The sequence below is a fragment of the Butyricimonas hominis genome (genome assembly GCF_014287455.1).
Taxonomy (GTDB): Bacteria; Bacteroidota; Bacteroidia; order Bacteroidales; family Marinifilaceae; genus Butyricimonas; species Butyricimonas muris.
The window spans coordinates 463,898-479,430 of record NZ_JACOOH010000005.1 but is presented as its reverse complement, the minus strand read 5'-3'; the positions used below and the strand labels follow the sequence as shown (position 1 = coordinate 479,430).

The 15,533-nt window shown below is 45.1% G+C and carries 13 protein-coding genes; 3 read left to right on the top strand and 10 right to left on the bottom strand.

Annotation, left to right across the window (positions count from 1 at the left end; translation table 11 throughout):
* Positions 1–8: 8 nt before the first annotated feature.
* On the bottom strand, positions 9–845 hold the full coding sequence (locus H8S64_RS13460) for an endonuclease VIII (protein ID WP_186976575.1): 837 nt from the start codon (positions 843–845) through the stop codon (positions 9–11).
* A 95-nt stretch (positions 846–940) separates the two neighbouring features.
* Between H8S64_RS13460 and H8S64_RS13455 the strand changes: the two genes are divergently transcribed.
* Positions 941–1,204, top strand: a complete 264-nt coding sequence (locus tag H8S64_RS13455) for a GNAT family N-acetyltransferase (RefSeq protein WP_099294667.1) — start codon at positions 941–943, stop codon at positions 1,202–1,204.
* A 3-nt stretch (positions 1,205–1,207) separates the two neighbouring features.
* Here H8S64_RS13455 and H8S64_RS13450 read toward each other — a convergent pair whose 3' ends face one another.
* Both H8S64_RS13450 and H8S64_RS22795 read right to left on the bottom strand, forming a co-directional pair.
* Positions 1,208–1,942, bottom strand: coding sequence for a dolichyl-phosphate beta-glucosyltransferase (locus tag H8S64_RS13450; RefSeq protein ID WP_099293229.1), 735 nt, complete (start codon positions 1,940–1,942; stop codon positions 1,208–1,210).
* An 11-nt stretch (positions 1,943–1,953) separates the two neighbouring features.
* Positions 1,954–5,001: a tetratricopeptide repeat protein gene (locus tag H8S64_RS22795; RefSeq protein ID WP_186976573.1), complete on the bottom strand. Its 3,048-nt coding sequence runs from the start codon at positions 4,999–5,001 to the stop codon at positions 1,954–1,956.
* 563 nt (positions 5,002–5,564) lie between these two features.
* Between H8S64_RS22795 and dnaK the strand changes: the two genes are divergently transcribed.
* Positions 5,565–7,472 (top strand): molecular chaperone DnaK, encoded by a 1,908-nt coding sequence (gene dnaK / locus H8S64_RS13440; RefSeq protein WP_186976571.1) that lies wholly within the window; start codon positions 5,565–5,567, stop codon positions 7,470–7,472.
* A 112-nt stretch (positions 7,473–7,584) separates the two neighbouring features.
* Here the strand turns inward: dnaK and H8S64_RS13435 are convergent, their stop codons facing one another.
* The gene (locus H8S64_RS13435) at positions 7,585–8,205 is read right to left on the bottom strand and encodes an ATP-binding response regulator (protein ID WP_366482771.1); all 621 of its coding nucleotides are present in this window, start codon (positions 8,203–8,205) and stop codon (positions 7,585–7,587) included.
* 126 nt (positions 8,206–8,331) lie between these two features.
* On the opposite strand from H8S64_RS13435, the gene H8S64_RS13430 reads away from it, so the two are divergent.
* On the top strand, positions 8,332–8,658 hold the full coding sequence (locus tag H8S64_RS13430; RefSeq protein ID WP_186976569.1) for a DUF5684 domain-containing protein: 327 nt from the start codon (positions 8,332–8,334) through the stop codon (positions 8,656–8,658).
* 45 nt (positions 8,659–8,703) lie between these two features.
* On the opposite strand, the gene dacB is transcribed toward H8S64_RS13430, so the two are convergent.
* From dacB to ftsZ, 6 genes are all read right to left on the bottom strand, one after another.
* The gene (dacB, locus tag H8S64_RS13425; RefSeq protein ID WP_186976567.1) at positions 8,704–10,080 is read right to left on the bottom strand and encodes a D-alanyl-D-alanine carboxypeptidase/D-alanyl-D-alanine endopeptidase; all 1,377 of its coding nucleotides are present in this window, start codon (positions 10,078–10,080) and stop codon (positions 8,704–8,706) included.
* Positions 10,077–10,274 (bottom strand): exodeoxyribonuclease VII small subunit, encoded by a 198-nt coding sequence (xseB, locus tag H8S64_RS13420; protein WP_099293239.1) that lies wholly within the window; start codon positions 10,272–10,274, stop codon positions 10,077–10,079. The genes dacB and xseB overlap by 4 nt, the downstream gene beginning before the upstream one ends.
* A 10-nt stretch (positions 10,275–10,284) precedes the next feature.
* Positions 10,285–11,592, bottom strand: coding sequence for an exodeoxyribonuclease VII large subunit (xseA, locus tag H8S64_RS13415; protein WP_186976565.1), 1,308 nt, complete (start codon positions 11,590–11,592; stop codon positions 10,285–10,287).
* Positions 11,593–11,668: 76 nt separating this feature from the next.
* On the bottom strand, positions 11,669–12,280 hold the full coding sequence (yihA, locus tag H8S64_RS13410; RefSeq protein ID WP_099293243.1) for a ribosome biogenesis GTP-binding protein YihA/YsxC: 612 nt from the start codon (positions 12,278–12,280) through the stop codon (positions 11,669–11,671).
* A gap of 72 nt (positions 12,281–12,352) precedes the next feature.
* Positions 12,353–14,191, bottom strand: coding sequence for a DEAD/DEAH box helicase (locus tag H8S64_RS13405; RefSeq protein WP_099293245.1), 1,839 nt, complete (start codon positions 14,189–14,191; stop codon positions 12,353–12,355).
* Positions 14,192–14,337: 146 nt separating this feature from the next.
* Positions 14,338–15,525, bottom strand: a complete 1,188-nt coding sequence (gene ftsZ, locus H8S64_RS13400; protein ID WP_186976563.1) for a cell division protein FtsZ — start codon at positions 15,523–15,525, stop codon at positions 14,338–14,340.
* Positions 15,526–15,533 lie beyond the last annotated feature (8 nt).

The window sequence follows — 15,533 nt, the reverse complement described above, 5'->3', positions numbered from 1 at the left end:
TTTAAGTATCAGTATTTCTGACAGGTGTTACAATAATAGATACTTCCTCCCATGTAATTTTCTTTCAATATCGTATCGCCGCAACGAAGACAATGAGTCCCGACCGTATCTTTGGATAAATAAGAAATATATCCTCCCTTCCGGTCAAACAAATCTTTCTCCGAGCTACGACCACCTTTCTCAAGCATTTCACGCGTGGTTTCTTTCACGTGATGATACAATTCTTCCCGCTGCCGCACGGATAGAGTAGCGATCTTCGTTTTCGGATGAACACGGGCATTGTACAGGATATCCTGTAACACCCCGTTTCCCAAACCGGGAATCATCTGATCCGTCGCCAGAAATGCTTTAGCGCTCTTGTTTTGCACGTCCCCGGCGTTAATCAATCCCAAGAAATACTCCTTGGTAAAAGCATCCGACATCACTTGCGGCTTTGTTCTGGCACAACTGTAATAGGCGTTCAACCCGCCATCGAACGAGTCGCCCGCGAAACAAAGTATTCCCCCGTACATGCGTACGGAAACGATGATACAACTTTCATCCTCGAATCCCACGAGCAACTGGTGTTTGTCCGGCAATTTCGCCCCCGGTGCGTAATAACGTAAATTCGCCCCATCCGTGAACACAAGTTTTACATCCCCCGCGTTTACCTGTACCATTCCCCCGTAAGCACATGACTCTCCCACGATTTTATCTTGCAACATTTCGGGATACTCGTCCGGGTTTCCACAAGAAAAAGTGAATTTATGCGGCGTGTGACGCACCAATACATAAGTAACACGCTTCCCTTTGATCGTTTCATTCAATTGCCTTGCCAAACAAACTGCTTCCGGTGCTTCTATCATATCATTCTGTTTTATTGTTTTATTTTCAAATATAGAATAAAAAAATGAACCATAACATTCTTTTTATTACTTTCGTACACGATAAAAAAGAACTTATGAATTACAAAATCACTCACTATCCCAACAAACAGCGGTTTGAAATCGAAATCGGAGGCATGACAGCCTACGCGGAATATTATTTACACGACGGTAGTCTGGATATCATCCACACGTTTGTACCCCCGGCATTAGAGGGACAAGGCATAGCCGGGGCATTGACCGAAGCCGCCTATGAATACGCGAAAGCCAACGAGTTGAAACCCAAAGCGACTTGCTCTTACGCTGTCGTCTGGTTAAAAAGACACCCGGAATATCTTTGATTTTCATTTCGCCATGTACTGGCAGTATATATTAAACAACTCCTTCGGCATCTTCAATAAATGGGTGAACTTTATACGGCTATCCCCTTTCTCCACCCACGTGTCGAGAGGCACCTCGTGAATGATTTTGTCGTAGTCGGCATGCTCCTTCCGTACCCGCAAAATCAGTTCCACGTCAAAGAGCCATTTGGAATTAAAACTATCTTTAAAAATCACGGGTACCAACTCGCTTTTAAATAATTTCGCCCCGCATTGGCTGTCATACACGGGAAGCTGATACAGCACGGAAACCAACGTGGCGAATCCCCGCCCCAAGTAATGACGATACGCTTTACGCTGCACGTTTGCCCCCAACCGTTTCAACCGGACTCCCATCACCATCTGTACCCCCTGCTTATACTCCATCTCTTCCGACAGCAAATGCAAATCCTCTAACGGGGTAGCCAAATCGGCATCCAAAAAGCCTATCGCCATGTACCGTCCCAACGAAGCCGCGTACAGCATGCCACTCCGCACGGCTTCCGCCTTTCCCCGGTTGTCGGCGTTATCCACCAGCAGGAACCGTTCCGGTTCCGAGGCTACAGCCCGACGCAAAACCTCGGAAGTGTTATCCTTACTCCCGTCATTCACGAAACAGAAATCAAATCTCTCGTCGTGCCTCACGAAATCACGGAATTTGGATACTTCCAAACGTTGGGATTCGTTATAACAAGGTATTATAATACATATTTTTTTCATCGCGTCTCTTTTTATAATCGGATGTCGCCCCCTTTGGACAGTACATTCTGCAATTCCGAGGCTTCCCAATCGTGAGGATCAAGTTCCGTGGCTTTCTTCGCGTATTCCAACGCCGAAGCACGCCGCCCCTCTGTCAATTCGTACAATCCCCACAGCAACATCAACTCGCTATCCTCTTTCACGTCCTTCATTTGCAGTAACAATTCACGTGCTTCCGCCGACTTTTTCTGTTGCAAGAAAGCCCGTATCTCAATCTTCCGCAAAGTAACCTTATCCCGTCCCTGCTCGTGCAGCAAGGTTGTAACCTGTTCCAGCATTTTGTAGTTCTTCACCCGGCAATAACACTCTGCCAATGAAAGCAATACCTTCTCGTCCGCTTTCTTTGCCCGCACCACCTTTTCGTACGTTTCAATAGCTTTCGCGTAACTCCGGTTACGTTTCAGAATATCACCACCTAACGCCAGAGCCTGATCGTTACGTCCGTTATAACGCAACGCTTTATTCACTTGATCGAGGGCTTCTTTATCCTTCCCTTCAGTGTAATAAATCAATCCTTTCAAATAATAGGACGAAGAAGCCACGTCATTCTGAGCCAACATACCATCGACAGCCTGATGCGCCGTGGCATAACGTCCCAACTCCAACGCGCTGAGAGCCTTTATATTCAACGCGTCCATCAGTTGAGGCTGCCATTTCAACGCCTCCCCGGCACAACGTAAGGCATCCTCGTGTTTGTGCGCACTGTAATACATTCTCGCCAACCGCATCCACATCTCCTCGTTCCACGGGTGGGCTTTCAAATAATCCTCCAGTTCCGCCTCGGCTTCCGCGTATTTCTTTTCCTTTTCCAACAATATCGCCCCGTAATCTTTTTTGGAAGTACGTTCCCCGATCACGCACATGGGCAAACCATCCACATCCACGGAATGAAGGAATCCCTCTTTCACGGGGAAAAGCCCGTTCTTCAACTGGTAACTATTGATATACACGTTACCGAATATCATATAATCCCAATCTTTACTATACTTGTCGTAATATCGGCTGTAAATCACCGTCACGTTCGTATCCTTCCGGAAATAGTGTTGCAAATTGGCACTGTGATTCGTGACGATCGTGACCGGACGTCCCTTGTAATCCACGTTCGCCTTAAACCAATCCACTCCTTTTTTCAAAGAATTATAATAGTAATCTGTTTCGTAATCACCATAAGCACCCTTCACCCCTCCTACCAGTTCGTTAAAATAGACGTAATCGTTCGGGTGGTTCACTGCCATATGCCGTGCCGGCAGGAAAAGCAAACCGATAAACCCGAACGCCGACACGAGTTTCAGGTATTTGGGAGCCACAGACAGCAACAATGTCCAGAAACGGGCAGCCAGCAACACCATGAACGGCATAACGAACAACAAATGCCGGATTCCGCCATATAAATTCGATTTCTGGTAAATCACCCAGAACACGGGAAACACCAGTGAAAACAGGATAAAGAAAGAGAGTAATGAAAACTCTTTCTTCCTCGAAACCATAAAAATAAAGTACCCGAAGAAACCGATCACCACCACCAGCGGCGATGCGATCATCAAGTATTTCGGGGCATAATGCACGGGCAACATATTGGACATCATCTGTTGTCCCTCGAATATGGTACGCAACCCGATATTATAATTCGTGAACTCCTTCAAAGAAAAGACCACGTTCGTGAAAGGACGAGCCATGGCAAAAGGCCACGTGACAATAGACAAGAAATAGCCGACAAACAACACGATCACGATAAGAAACAGGATATTCTCCACCTCTTTCCGGTATTTCAAGAATTTGTAAAATTCCTTGAAACCTACCCAAAGGATATAGAATAAACCTCCGTACATCACCAGATAAGGAAACAGGAGCAAACCTCCCGAACGAGTCCCCAATGCCAAAGCGATACCCAACACGGCACCAATGACGTGACGCAGTTTTATCACGGGATAACGATCGAACAACCGGACAAAATAAAATATAGCAACCAAATACCCCACGGCAAAAGGTATATCCTTCAAATTATTCATGCTATGCCCGAAAAAACGCGGCGAGAAGAAAAGCATCAACATGGACAGCAAACCGCATAATCCACCCCCGAAACGCAATCCCATCAGTCCGATAACGATAACCCCCAGTACCCCGACAAAGGCACATACCACGTGCCGCACGGCGTACACGTCATCCGCACCGATCACGTTTGCCACAACAGCCGCCACGACCTGCATCGAGTTCCCGTAAAGATGTAACGCCGTTTTCGGTTGATTTAGAGCCGCCTTATCCCCTTTCGTGAAATAATCCAACACGTAACCGGAATGACGGTGGTCTACAAACTCATCGCCACTAATACCGTAATCTTTGCTCACGTAAGGCATATAGAAAAACACGAATATCCCGAAAAGCAACATCAGCATACGATAGACCATATCCCGTCGGGCACGATTACCGGGATCAAACAACGTGGTAAAAAAACGACCGGATACCAGAAATTGAAACGGTACCCGCCACAAATAGTTGACAGCCGGATTAGAAGTCGCGGTTATTCCCTTCCAAGTGACCGTTGTCTCCAAACGACTGAATTTCACGTATGCTTTCTGCAAACTATAACTTACCGCCCGCAACAGGTTATCGTCCAAATCCTGCCCGGCGTATGATCTCGTGAACAAAGACTTCTGCCCGATCAATACCGGAGAATCCGTGATTACCCGATCCCCTCTCCACAATGCCACATCCATAAAACCGAACCATAATTTCCGTTTTTGTCCCGACACGTAATACAAATGCTCTTTCCGGCATGACTTACGATATGCCTGCACAAAAGTTGACAAAGTATTTACCGCCACCCGGTCAAGATCGACCAACATGACCTCGTCAGCATCCACGTTCTGAAGTGTCTTCAAGAACTCTTCATGACTACATCCCGACCTCAACAAAACAAAGTTACTCCGAAAGTCATTACCCGAATCCAAGAGGGATTCATGAAAATCTGTATTTCCGCTAAAACCAATCACTTGGATAGCTTTGTTCACGTTCTCTTCCACTATAATTTCTTTTACACAACAAGTTATATTATCTTCTAGCCTGATTGAATCTCTTCTAAGGGGATAAATATAATAAAAAACTTTATAGCAAACATCATTCTTAAAAAGTATTTAATATATCCATTTTTTTCGACATCAAGAACCTATAGAGAACCCACCGAAGACCTACCCAAATAATACCGTAATCATACCCCTCTTTCGTTCTTCCTCCGTTTATCCTCTGAACATCCTATAATCTTTCATATAGAAACACTGGAGCGAAACTGCCCATTCACCGTTTATAGGGGATGTCTTCCCTAGGACTTCAGTAGGTCTTCAATAGAATTTCAGTAGGTCGTCGAACAAGAACATATGACAAATCAAACAGAATTTTACAAGACATGGTTCCATACACAAGCCTTATCTATGACAAATCGTGACGTTCTGTCAGTAATCATGTCATTAAATATTCCAATTTTCCGGCTGGCACACCGTTTGATAAAAGATTAATGTTCTTGAAACTATTCGAGGACAAAGAACGAAAAACAAGTATTGAAAATAATAACATTATAATATTAAACAATATGGGAAAGATAATTGGTATAGATTTGGGAACCACGAACTCTTGCGTTGCCGTAATGGAAGGTAACGAACCCGTGGTGATCCCTAACAGTGAGGGAAGGAGAACGACACCGTCTATCGTCGCTTTCGTTGACAATGGCGAAAGAAAAGTAGGTGACCCCGCGAAACGTCAGGCGATCACGAACCCGACGAGAACAATATATTCTATCAAACGGTTCATGGGTGAAACCTATGATCAAGTAGCAAAAGAAATTAACCGGGTAGCTTACAAAGTGGTACGCGGTGACAATAACACCCCGCGTGTCGAAATCGGTGACCGGAAATATTCTCCGCAAGAGATTTCCGCGATGATTCTTCAGAAAATGAAGAAAACCGCCGAGGACTATTTGGGACAGGAAGTTACGGAAGCGGTAATCACCGTACCCGCGTATTTCAATGACGCTCAACGTCAAGCCACAAAAGAAGCCGGAGAGATTGCCGGATTAACGGTTAAGCGTATTATCAACGAGCCGACGGCTGCCGCTTTGGCCTACGGGTTGGATAAACAAGACAAAGACATGAAAATCGCTGTCTTCGACTTGGGTGGTGGTACTTTCGATATTTCTATCCTTGAATTGGGTGACGGAGTATTTGAAGTAAAATCAACCGACGGTGATACTCACTTGGGTGGTGATGACTTCGACGACGTAATCATCAACTGGCTTGCAGACGAATTCAAGAAAGACGAAGGCGTGGATATCCGGAAAGACCCGATGGCTCACCAACGTCTGAAAGAAGCGGCAGAAAAAGCGAAAATAGAGTTGTCAAGTTCCACGTCAACGGAAATCAACTTGCCGTATATTTTCCCGGTAGACGGAATGCCCAAACACTTGGTAAGAACATTGACAAGAGCTCAATTCGAGCAACTGACCGACCAACTGGTGCAAAACACGATCGAACCATGTCGCCGTGCCTTGAAAAACGCTAACATCAGCGCTTCCGAGATTAGCGAAGTGATTCTGGTAGGTGGTTCTACCCGTATCCCGGCTGTTCAGAAAAAGGTACAGGAGTTCTTCGGCAAAGCCCCGTCAAAGGGTGTAAACCCGGACGAAGTGGTGGCAGTAGGTGCCGCTATCCAAGGTGGTGTATTGACCGGAGAGGTAAAAGACGTGCTGTTGCTTGACGTAACCCCGCTTTCTTTGGGTATCGAAACGTTAGGTGGCGTGATGACCAAATTGATCGAGTCCAACACGACCATTCCGACCAAGAAATCAGAGGTATTCTCAACGGCTGCCGATAACCAACCGTCAGTAGAGATCCACGTGTTGCAGGGAGAGCGTCCCATGGCAAAAGACAACAAGACAATCGGACGTTTCCACTTGGACGGTCTACCACCAGCCCCGCGCGGTGTACCACAGATCGAGGTAAGTTTCGATATCGACGCCAACGGTATATTGAAAGTATCTGCCAAGGATAAAGCTACCGGAAAAGAACAATCTATCCGTATCGAAGCATCATCCGGTCTTTCGGACGCAGATATCAAGAGAATGAAAGACGAGGCTTCCGCTAATGCCGAAGCTGACCGGATTGAAAAGGAACGTATCGACACAATCAATAAAGCCGACAGTATGATCTTCCAAACCGAAAAGCAATTGAAAGAGTTTGGAGATAAATTGCCCGCGGACAAGAAACAACCGATTGAAGCCGCTTTGCAGAAACTGAAAGACGCTCACAAGGCTCAAGACGTTGCCGCAATCAACTCGTCAATCGATGAATTGAACAACGTGTTCCAAGCTGCATCACAAGAGATGTATAACGCCCAACAACAAGCCGGCGGACAACAACAAGGTGCACCTCACGCAGAACAACAACCGAACAACGGTGGTAAAGATCAAGAAGTAACCGACGTTGATTTCGAAGAAGTGAAATAAGAAAAAAGGGGCTGAAAAACAGTCCCTTTTTTAGTCCATAAAATTCGTAAGGTTTATAAAGTCTATAAGGTAATAATACCACTTTATAAACCTTACGAATTTTATGGACTATTTATTTAAGATATTTCGCTATCGTTTCTTTTAACAAGTTAGCTGATAATGGTTTTGTCAGATAATCATTACATCCGGCTTCCAATGCTTTCACACGGTCGTCATCAAAAGCGAAAGCGGTTAAGGCTATGATTGGTACCTCTTTAGATTCCGCCCGAATCACACGGGTTGCAGCCAAACCATCCAGTACCGGCATTTTTATATCCATGAGGATAAGGTCGGGGTTTGATTGTTTGAATAAATCTATTGCTTCTTGCCCATCCCACGCGTGAACCAATGTGTAAATTTTTCCGATAATAGCTTTCAATAAAAGGTAATTACTCTCAACATCTTCCGCAACCAGAATTGTTCTACCGGCACTTACGCTTTCTTTTGTTTCATTATTTTCCATATCGTTCATTCCTGTTTCGATTGCAATTTCTTGATAAGGAATTGTAAATTTAAAAATAGAACCTTTATCCCCTTCGGATTCGACAGATATATCTCCGCCCATTTTTTCAACCAGCATCTTACATATCGCCAATCCTAATCCCGAACCTCGGGCAAAGGTATTCAATTTTGTGAAACGATCAAAGATTGTGGTTACTTTTATCTTTCTACCGTTCAAGTGTAAAAACGTTATAAGAATATAGCAAAAAACTTTTGCAGAACATTCAATTTTTATACTTTTGCGCCATACTTAGCATGTGTGCTAAACGTGGAGTAATATTCATTCAAACTATAAATGTTTAATTAAAAATTCAAAATTATGGTCGGATTAATTTATCTGCTTATTGTCGTTTTGATGTTGGTTTCCATGTGGAAAATCTTCGAAAAAGCCGGCAGACAAGGTTGGGAAGGTATTATCCCTATTTACAACATTTACGTGATGCTTCAAATTATCAACAGACCGTGGTGGTGGCTTTTGATCATCATTTTCGTGCCGATTGCAAACCTCGTGTTTTCTATCATCATGTTACACGAGTTCCTTGCCAAATTCGGTAAAGGCGTCGGATTCACGATTGCAACCATTTTCTTCGGTTTCATCACGTTACCGATGTTGGCTTTCGGAGATGCCACTTTCAAAAATGAATAAATAAGTTTATAAAGTTCATAAGGTGCATGCATCTTATGAACTTTACTAACTGTTTGCCAGTTCTCGCAAAAAATTCCGTATAGTTTCTTGAATTTTCACCAGGTCTCCCGTGTAGTTATTCACGAATATGGTGAATGCCAATGTTTCTCCATTCCGTGTTGACAAATATCCGGCCAAGGCACGCACTCCAAACATAGAACCCGTTTTCGCTCTTAAATTACCGCCTAATACCGGATCGGCTGAATATACACGCAGCCCCCTGTCAATACCGCCTCGGGGTAAGGAAGCAAAAAAAGAATCTCCCAAATGACTTTTCGCCCATAATAGCAAATCCGTGATTACCTCTGCAGGCAAGGCATTAGACGGAGAAAGCCCGCAAGCATCCTTTATCGTGATTCCCGATGAATCAATGCCGATAGCACTTAATTCTTGTTTCACCGTAGTTTCGAAATCAGAAGGGTTTACCAGCGCACCCAATGCTTCGGCAAATAGATTCACGCTATTTTTATTCGTGTAGAAAACGATTTCTTTTAGTAACGGAGATTCAACAGTAAACCATTCGCGACATTCGGTAGAAACACCTTTTTTCTTTTCCACGATAATGTTTTTCGCTTTCAATTCTTTCTCTATCTCTGCCCGAAAAACCGATGCCGGTTTATGCATAGCTCCTTTCACGGCAAAAGAAGAACGGTTGGCAGGTATAGTCCCTCGCACCAACAGCACGGAAGCCTCCGGACCACCATATATCCACGCATCATCCTGTTGCTTCACGGAGGCTAAAACCTCATTTTGTAATTTCACTCCCGGCACTGACGGGATGACAGATACGACACGGGTACGTGTTCCCGGTTTCCCGGATGCCAAAGTGACCGTGTACGTGTTATCCCGATAATTGAACGGGTGATACAAAGCCCCGTAGTAATTGGCAATATCCTCCCAAGGCCACGAACCCGGGATACGGGGTTGTTCCCCCTCGCCCTGAATAATAACGGCTCCTTCGATACGTCTTATACCCAGTCCGACGATCGAATCCACCAAACGTTTCGTAAAGACAGCATCTTTGAAATACTTCGAATCAAGACAGGGATCACCCCCGACCTCTATAACGATATTTCCTTGAAGGAGCCCTTCTTTTATCTCTCCCGTGTAAAATACTTTAGTCTGATATGTCAACGAGTCACCCTTCAACTTCAAAGCCAACGAGGTGGGCAATAGCTTCAACACGGAAGCCGGACGCAAAGCCATTCCGGGGTTATGTTCATACACGACTTTGCCGTCGGTGACATTCTTCACGCTCACGCCGATTGCCGCGTGTTTCAGTCCCTCCTGCTGCCACAAGGCTTGCAATTTATCGGGATTCTGCGCGATCCCTTGACCAAACGTCAACAAGAGAACAATAACGGTTCCCCAGAAGTTCATCATTCGGCAATGGATTTCAACACCTTGTTTACTTCTTCCTCCGTACTGTGCAATTTCTCTTTACAAAATTCGACAAGCACGGCTATCCGCTTTACTTTTTCTCGCAACTCGTCTACATCCAACTTATTTTCTTCCAAGAGTTTTACCAAGTTCTCGATCTCCTCCATCGCTGATTTATAGGTCAAATTCTCTTCCATAATAATTCCTTTATTTATCTATATCTTTAACTTCACTTCGTATCACACCCTTAAACAATTCCGTTTCCAGAATATCTCCATCCCGCACGAGAACACTGTCCCGCACGGCTTTCCCGTTTACACGAGTAATAGAGAATCCCTTCTCCAGTATATTTTTCGGATCGGCGTATTTCATCTTGGTTTCCGCCAGTTCCAGAAAATAACGGTTTGCTGTCAGTATCTCCGCGACTTTCACCCCGAATTGTGTTTTCAATCGTTCCAAATAATTCATTTGATTCCCCAGAAACAATTCCGAGGCATGATTGGCACGTCGGGAGCCCAGAATCAAACGGTTTTCCTGTCCCTCCAAAAATAAACGGGTGAACTGTTTTAATTCGGTAATCTTTACCACTTGCCGGGTTTTCTCGTCCTGCAACAATCGTTTAGCTCCCCGCATCAAACTCTCTTTGGCTATTTCCAAGCGTCCCTCCGCTTCATTGAATCGTTCGATCAGGAATGCTGCTGCCGCCGTGGGAGTCTTTACACTACGGTACGCCACCCGATCAACGATAGTTTCATCCCGTTCATGCCCGATGCCCGCGAGTACAGGAATCGGGAATTGTGCCACATTTGCCACCAAGTCATACGAATCAAAACTTCCCAAATCCGTTTGAGAACCACCACCGCGAATAATAACCACCACGTCGAAAAGCGACTCGTACTCGTATATCCTTTCCAGTGCGGCAATCACCGATTCCGTTGTTTTCTCCCCTTGCATAACGGCAGAGAATAACTTGGTATGAAAGGCGTAACCGTACATGTTCCGATGCAATTGATCCGTGAAATCCCCGTACCCCGCCGCTGTCGGAGAGGATATCACGGCTATCGTTTTCGGAAGCATGGGTAACTCCAACTCACGATTCATGTCAATCACTCCCTCTTGTGTCAAGCGGTCGATAATTTCTTTTCGCTTACGCTCCAAATCACCTACCGTGAAAGTAGGATCAATATTTTTTATATTCAGCGAATAGCCGTACAGCTCGTGAAAAACGATCTCCACGCTGACAAGGACTTTTATCCCTCTTTGCAGGGATTTGCCTGTCGTTGTTTCGAAATACGGTTTCAACATCCGATAGGTGAAAGCCCATATCGTTGCTCTTGCCGTGGCAATAACGGCATCATCCCCCTCCCGCTTCTCCACGAGTTCTAGGTAACAATGCCCCGAACGGTTTTCTTTCACGTCCGCGATCTCGGCAATCACCAAGAAAGTATCCGGGAAACGGTTTTTCAACTCTTGTTTCACCAGACTGTTTAATTGATATAAACCGATAGGAGTCATTGAAATTTTAGATTTAAGATTGTCGATTTTAGATTTCTACCCGCTTATTTACGCTTCTTTTCTTCTAAATTAAATCTCACTCCATTGGTTCCAACTCCAGTTGATTTAGCTCATCAATATAAGATAACAATTCTACCCGTCCCAACTTGGTTTCGGCAGAAGTCATAAAGGTTATCGGCATACTCTCCCACGTGTCCTTCATCCCCTCGTGATATTTGGCGATGCAATTCATACGTTCCGTGGTGGATAATTTGTCTGCTTTCGTGAATACCATCACGAAAGGTACTCCGTTTTCCCCCAACCATTCCATAAATTCCAAATCGATTTTTAACGGTTCATGACGGCTGTCTATCAACACGAATAGACAAACCATATTTTCCCGTTTCAAAATATAATTCTTGATCATGGCACTAAATTGCGACCTTTGTGTTTTTGATGTACGGGCATACCCGTATCCCGGTAAATCGACCAAATACCATTTGTCATCAATCAAAAAATGGTTTATTAACTGTGTCTTTCCGGGACTGGCGGATGTTTTGGCCAGTTTACTGTGGTTCGTCAGCATATTAATCAACGAGGATTTTCCCACGTTTGATCGCCCGATAAACGCATACTCGTGTCTGTCAGGTTCCGGACATTTACTCACATCCGTGTTACTTGTCACAAATTTTGCACTGTAAACTTCCATAATGTCTTATTTAAAAATGAAGAAAATTGAAGATGTAGTTTATGTCTCTACATCTTCAAATTTACAAATTATTTAGCTCCGAGAAGAAGATCTGTTGAAATTTCTAGGCTTTTTCGGGTCACTTCCCGGTCTGCCTCTACGTTTTCCGCCGTTACCGCTTCCGCCGCGGTCTTCACGACGTCCGCCACGGTCACGAGAATCACCGCCACGGTCATTGGAACGCCGATCTCTTCTACCGGAGAAATTACCTCTACCCCGATCATCCCGACGACGTCCGCGGTCACGGGTAGGAATAGCCTTGATTTCCAAAGGTATTCCGTTGAAAAGCACCTTACTGAAATCAACTTCAAAATCAGATGCACTTTCCTCATCAATCTCGAACTTCGTGTCCGTATCGAAAATGCGGATTCCTCCGACACCGATACCCCGACGACGGGAATATTTGTTAATCAAGGACATCAGATCTTTCGGCGTCAAACCGTCTTCCCGACCGACATTCAACGTGAAAGTGCTGTACACGGTATCCCCGTCACGTCCTCTACGATCACGGCGATCTCCTCTTTCCGAACGTCCTCCGCGATCATCATCCTCGATATTCAGATCATTGGTATTCTTGTATTTCTGCAACAACCGTCCGAACTCGTAAGACACCAGATGGCGGAGTAATTCTTCTTTCGTAAATTCGGCAAATTTATCATATACATCCTGTGCATACACATCCATATCCTCGTATTCCTCTGAAGTAAGGATCTTATCGGCATAGAACGCCAACTGTGCCCGACAAATCTCTTCTCCACCCGGCACGGACATGTATTTAAATTCTTTTTTAAGCATATTCTCTACCCGACGCAATTTTCCTTTCTCTTTCGAGTGGATGATCGCTATCGAAATTCCCTCTTTTCCGGCACGCCCGGTTCTACCGCTACGATGTGTATAACTCTCTACATCTTCCGGCAAATTATAGTTGATCACATGTGTCAATGTATCCACGTCCAATCCGCGTGCCGCCACATCCGTGGCTACCAGCACTTTCAAACGTTTTGCCCGGAAAGCATTCATCACGCTGTCACGTTGTGCCTGACTCAAATCACCATGCAATGCATCGCAATCAATCCCATCCCGTTGCAAGTGCTTGGCAATTTCTTGCGCATCATTTTTCGTGCGGGTAAAGATAATGGCATACATACTCGGCGCACAGTCTATGATACGACGCAATGTTTCGTAACAATCCTTGGCACGCACCATATAATACTGATGTGATACGGTGTCGGCTCCCTGATTCTTTTTACCGACAGATATCTCCTGTTGGTTTACCAGATAATTGCGGGCAATCCGTTCCACCTCTTTTGGCATGGTTGCCGAGAAAAGATACGTGTTCTTTTCCTTGGGCGTATTACTCAAGATAAAATCCAAATCTTCTTGGAATCCCATGTTCAGCATTTCGTCGGCCTCGTCCAGCACGACGGCAAACACGCTCTCGATGTTAATAGCCTTACGATTCAGCAAATCGACCAAACGCCCCGGTGTAGCCACGACCACGTGTACACCTCTCTGCAAATCTTTGATTTGTCTTTTAATATCCGTACCTCCATACACACACGTCACACGGATATCTTTACGATACTTGGAGTAGTTTTTCAAGTCATTCCCAATCTGCACGCACAATTCACGCGTGGGGCTTAAAATCAAGACTTGAACATTATTCCACTCCGGCTCAATTTTCTGTAACAGCGGCAACCCAAATGCGGCCGTTTTTCCCGTCCCGGTCTGAGCCAATACTACTAAATCGTTCTCTTCTCCTAAAATAACGGGGATTGCTTTTTCCTGTACCGGACTCGGTGTTTCAAACCCTAAATCCGCGATTCCTTTAAGCATCTCCTCGCTTACTCCTAATTCTCTAAATTTTTCCATTAAACTGTTTTAATTTACCCTCTCGATTCTCGATTTTCGATTACAATTAAAAGTTGACGGGCAACTTTTCCAAAGCTTCTTCAATTTTCACTGAAACCATCGTGTGGTTTCCAATCTAAAATCTAAAATCGTAAAATCCGAAATCGCTAGGTTCTGTCTATTTTAATATGTCTCCGCGTATAGGCCGGAGTTTCCTCTAATTCTTTTATCTGTTCCCGCGACAAATCAGCCCGAAGCACCACGTCTGTTTCTTTTAGCAGTTCCTCCACATAATTGATCGCTCCTTTCTCCAATTCTTTTTTCCTGCCGGGTTCCGTCACTTCCTCTGTCGCCACCGCATTCTTCGGACCGGGAATCGGTATCGTATCCACGTCGTCCATGGGGAATCCCGTGGCTATAATCGTCACGGATATGGCATCACCCAACGATTCGTCTGTTCCTACACCCCATATTATAGCGGCATTATCCCCGACCTCCCGTATGACATACGAGGTGATCTCGTTCATCTCGTCCATCGTGATCTCGTCCGTACCCGACGTGATGTTCAACAATATATCCTTTGCTCCTGCCAAATCATTCTTGTTCAGCAAAGGGCTATTCAAAGCATCCGCTATAACCCGGTGCGCCCGTTCTTCTCCGGCTGCCTGCGCCGCCCCCATGATAGCGATACCGCTATCGGTCATCACGGTACGCACATCAGCAAAGTCCACGTTAATGTATCCCGGCAAAGTAATAATCTCGGCAATACCTTTTGCCGCGATATTCAATACATCGTTCGCCTTGCCAAAAGCACAGGACAAAGGTTGCGGTCCGTATATTCTCTGTATTTTCTCGTTATCGATAATGATAAGAGAATCCACGTAATCTTTCATTTTACTCACCCCGACACGGGCTTGTTCCAACCGTTTCGGTCCCTCGAAACGTGCCGGTATCGTCACGATCCCTACCGTCAGGATACCCATTTCCTTGGCAAGTTTGGCTATCACGGGAGCAGCTCCCGTTCCGGTTCCGCCTCCCATGGCTGCCGTGATGAATACCATTTTCGTGTTCACGCTCAACAACCCCCGAATTTCATCCACACTTTCGAGAGCTGCCGCTTCACCGACTTCCGCACGGTTGCCCGCACCCAGTCCGGTTCCCAATTGAATGCGAGTTTTTATCGGGCTCTGGTTCAATGCCTGCGAATCCGTGTTACAAAGCACGAAGTCCACATCACATATTCCTTGCCGGTACATGTATTCGACGGCATTACCGCCACCTCCCCCGACACCGATCACTTTAATAATTGGTGTCGTTATCTCGTACTGATTAAAATTGATCAATCCATCTACCATGACAATAC

Coding starts and splice junctions, on each gene's coding strand:
- H8S64_RS13405 (WP_099293245.1), bottom strand. CDS start 14,191: ATGGAAAAATTTAGAGAATTAGGAGTAAGCGAGGAGATGCTTAAAGGA.
- dnaK (WP_186976571.1), top strand. CDS start 5,565: ATGGGAAAGATAATTGGTATAGATTTGGGAACCACGAACTCTTGCGTT.
- H8S64_RS13450 (WP_099293229.1), bottom strand. CDS start 1,942: ATGAAAAAAATATGTATTATAATACCTTGTTATAACGAATCCCAACGT.
- H8S64_RS13455 (WP_099294667.1), top strand. CDS start 941: ATGAATTACAAAATCACTCACTATCCCAACAAACAGCGGTTTGAAATC.
- ftsZ (WP_186976563.1), bottom strand. CDS start 15,525: ATGGTAGATGGATTGATCAATTTTAATCAGTACGAGATAACGACACCA.
- xseB (WP_099293239.1), bottom strand. CDS start 10,274: ATGGAAGAGAATTTGACCTATAAATCAGCGATGGAGGAGATCGAGAAC.
- yihA (WP_099293243.1), bottom strand. CDS start 12,280: ATGGAAGTTTACAGTGCAAAATTTGTGACAAGTAACACGGATGTGAGT.
- H8S64_RS13430 (WP_186976569.1), top strand. CDS start 8,332: ATGGTCGGATTAATTTATCTGCTTATTGTCGTTTTGATGTTGGTTTCC.
- H8S64_RS13460 (WP_186976575.1), bottom strand. CDS start 845: ATGATAGAAGCACCGGAAGCAGTTTGTTTGGCAAGGCAATTGAATGAA.
- dacB (WP_186976567.1), bottom strand. CDS start 10,080: ATGATGAACTTCTGGGGAACCGTTATTGTTCTCTTGTTGACGTTTGGT.
- xseA (WP_186976565.1), bottom strand. CDS start 11,592: ATGACTCCTATCGGTTTATATCAATTAAACAGTCTGGTGAAACAAGAG.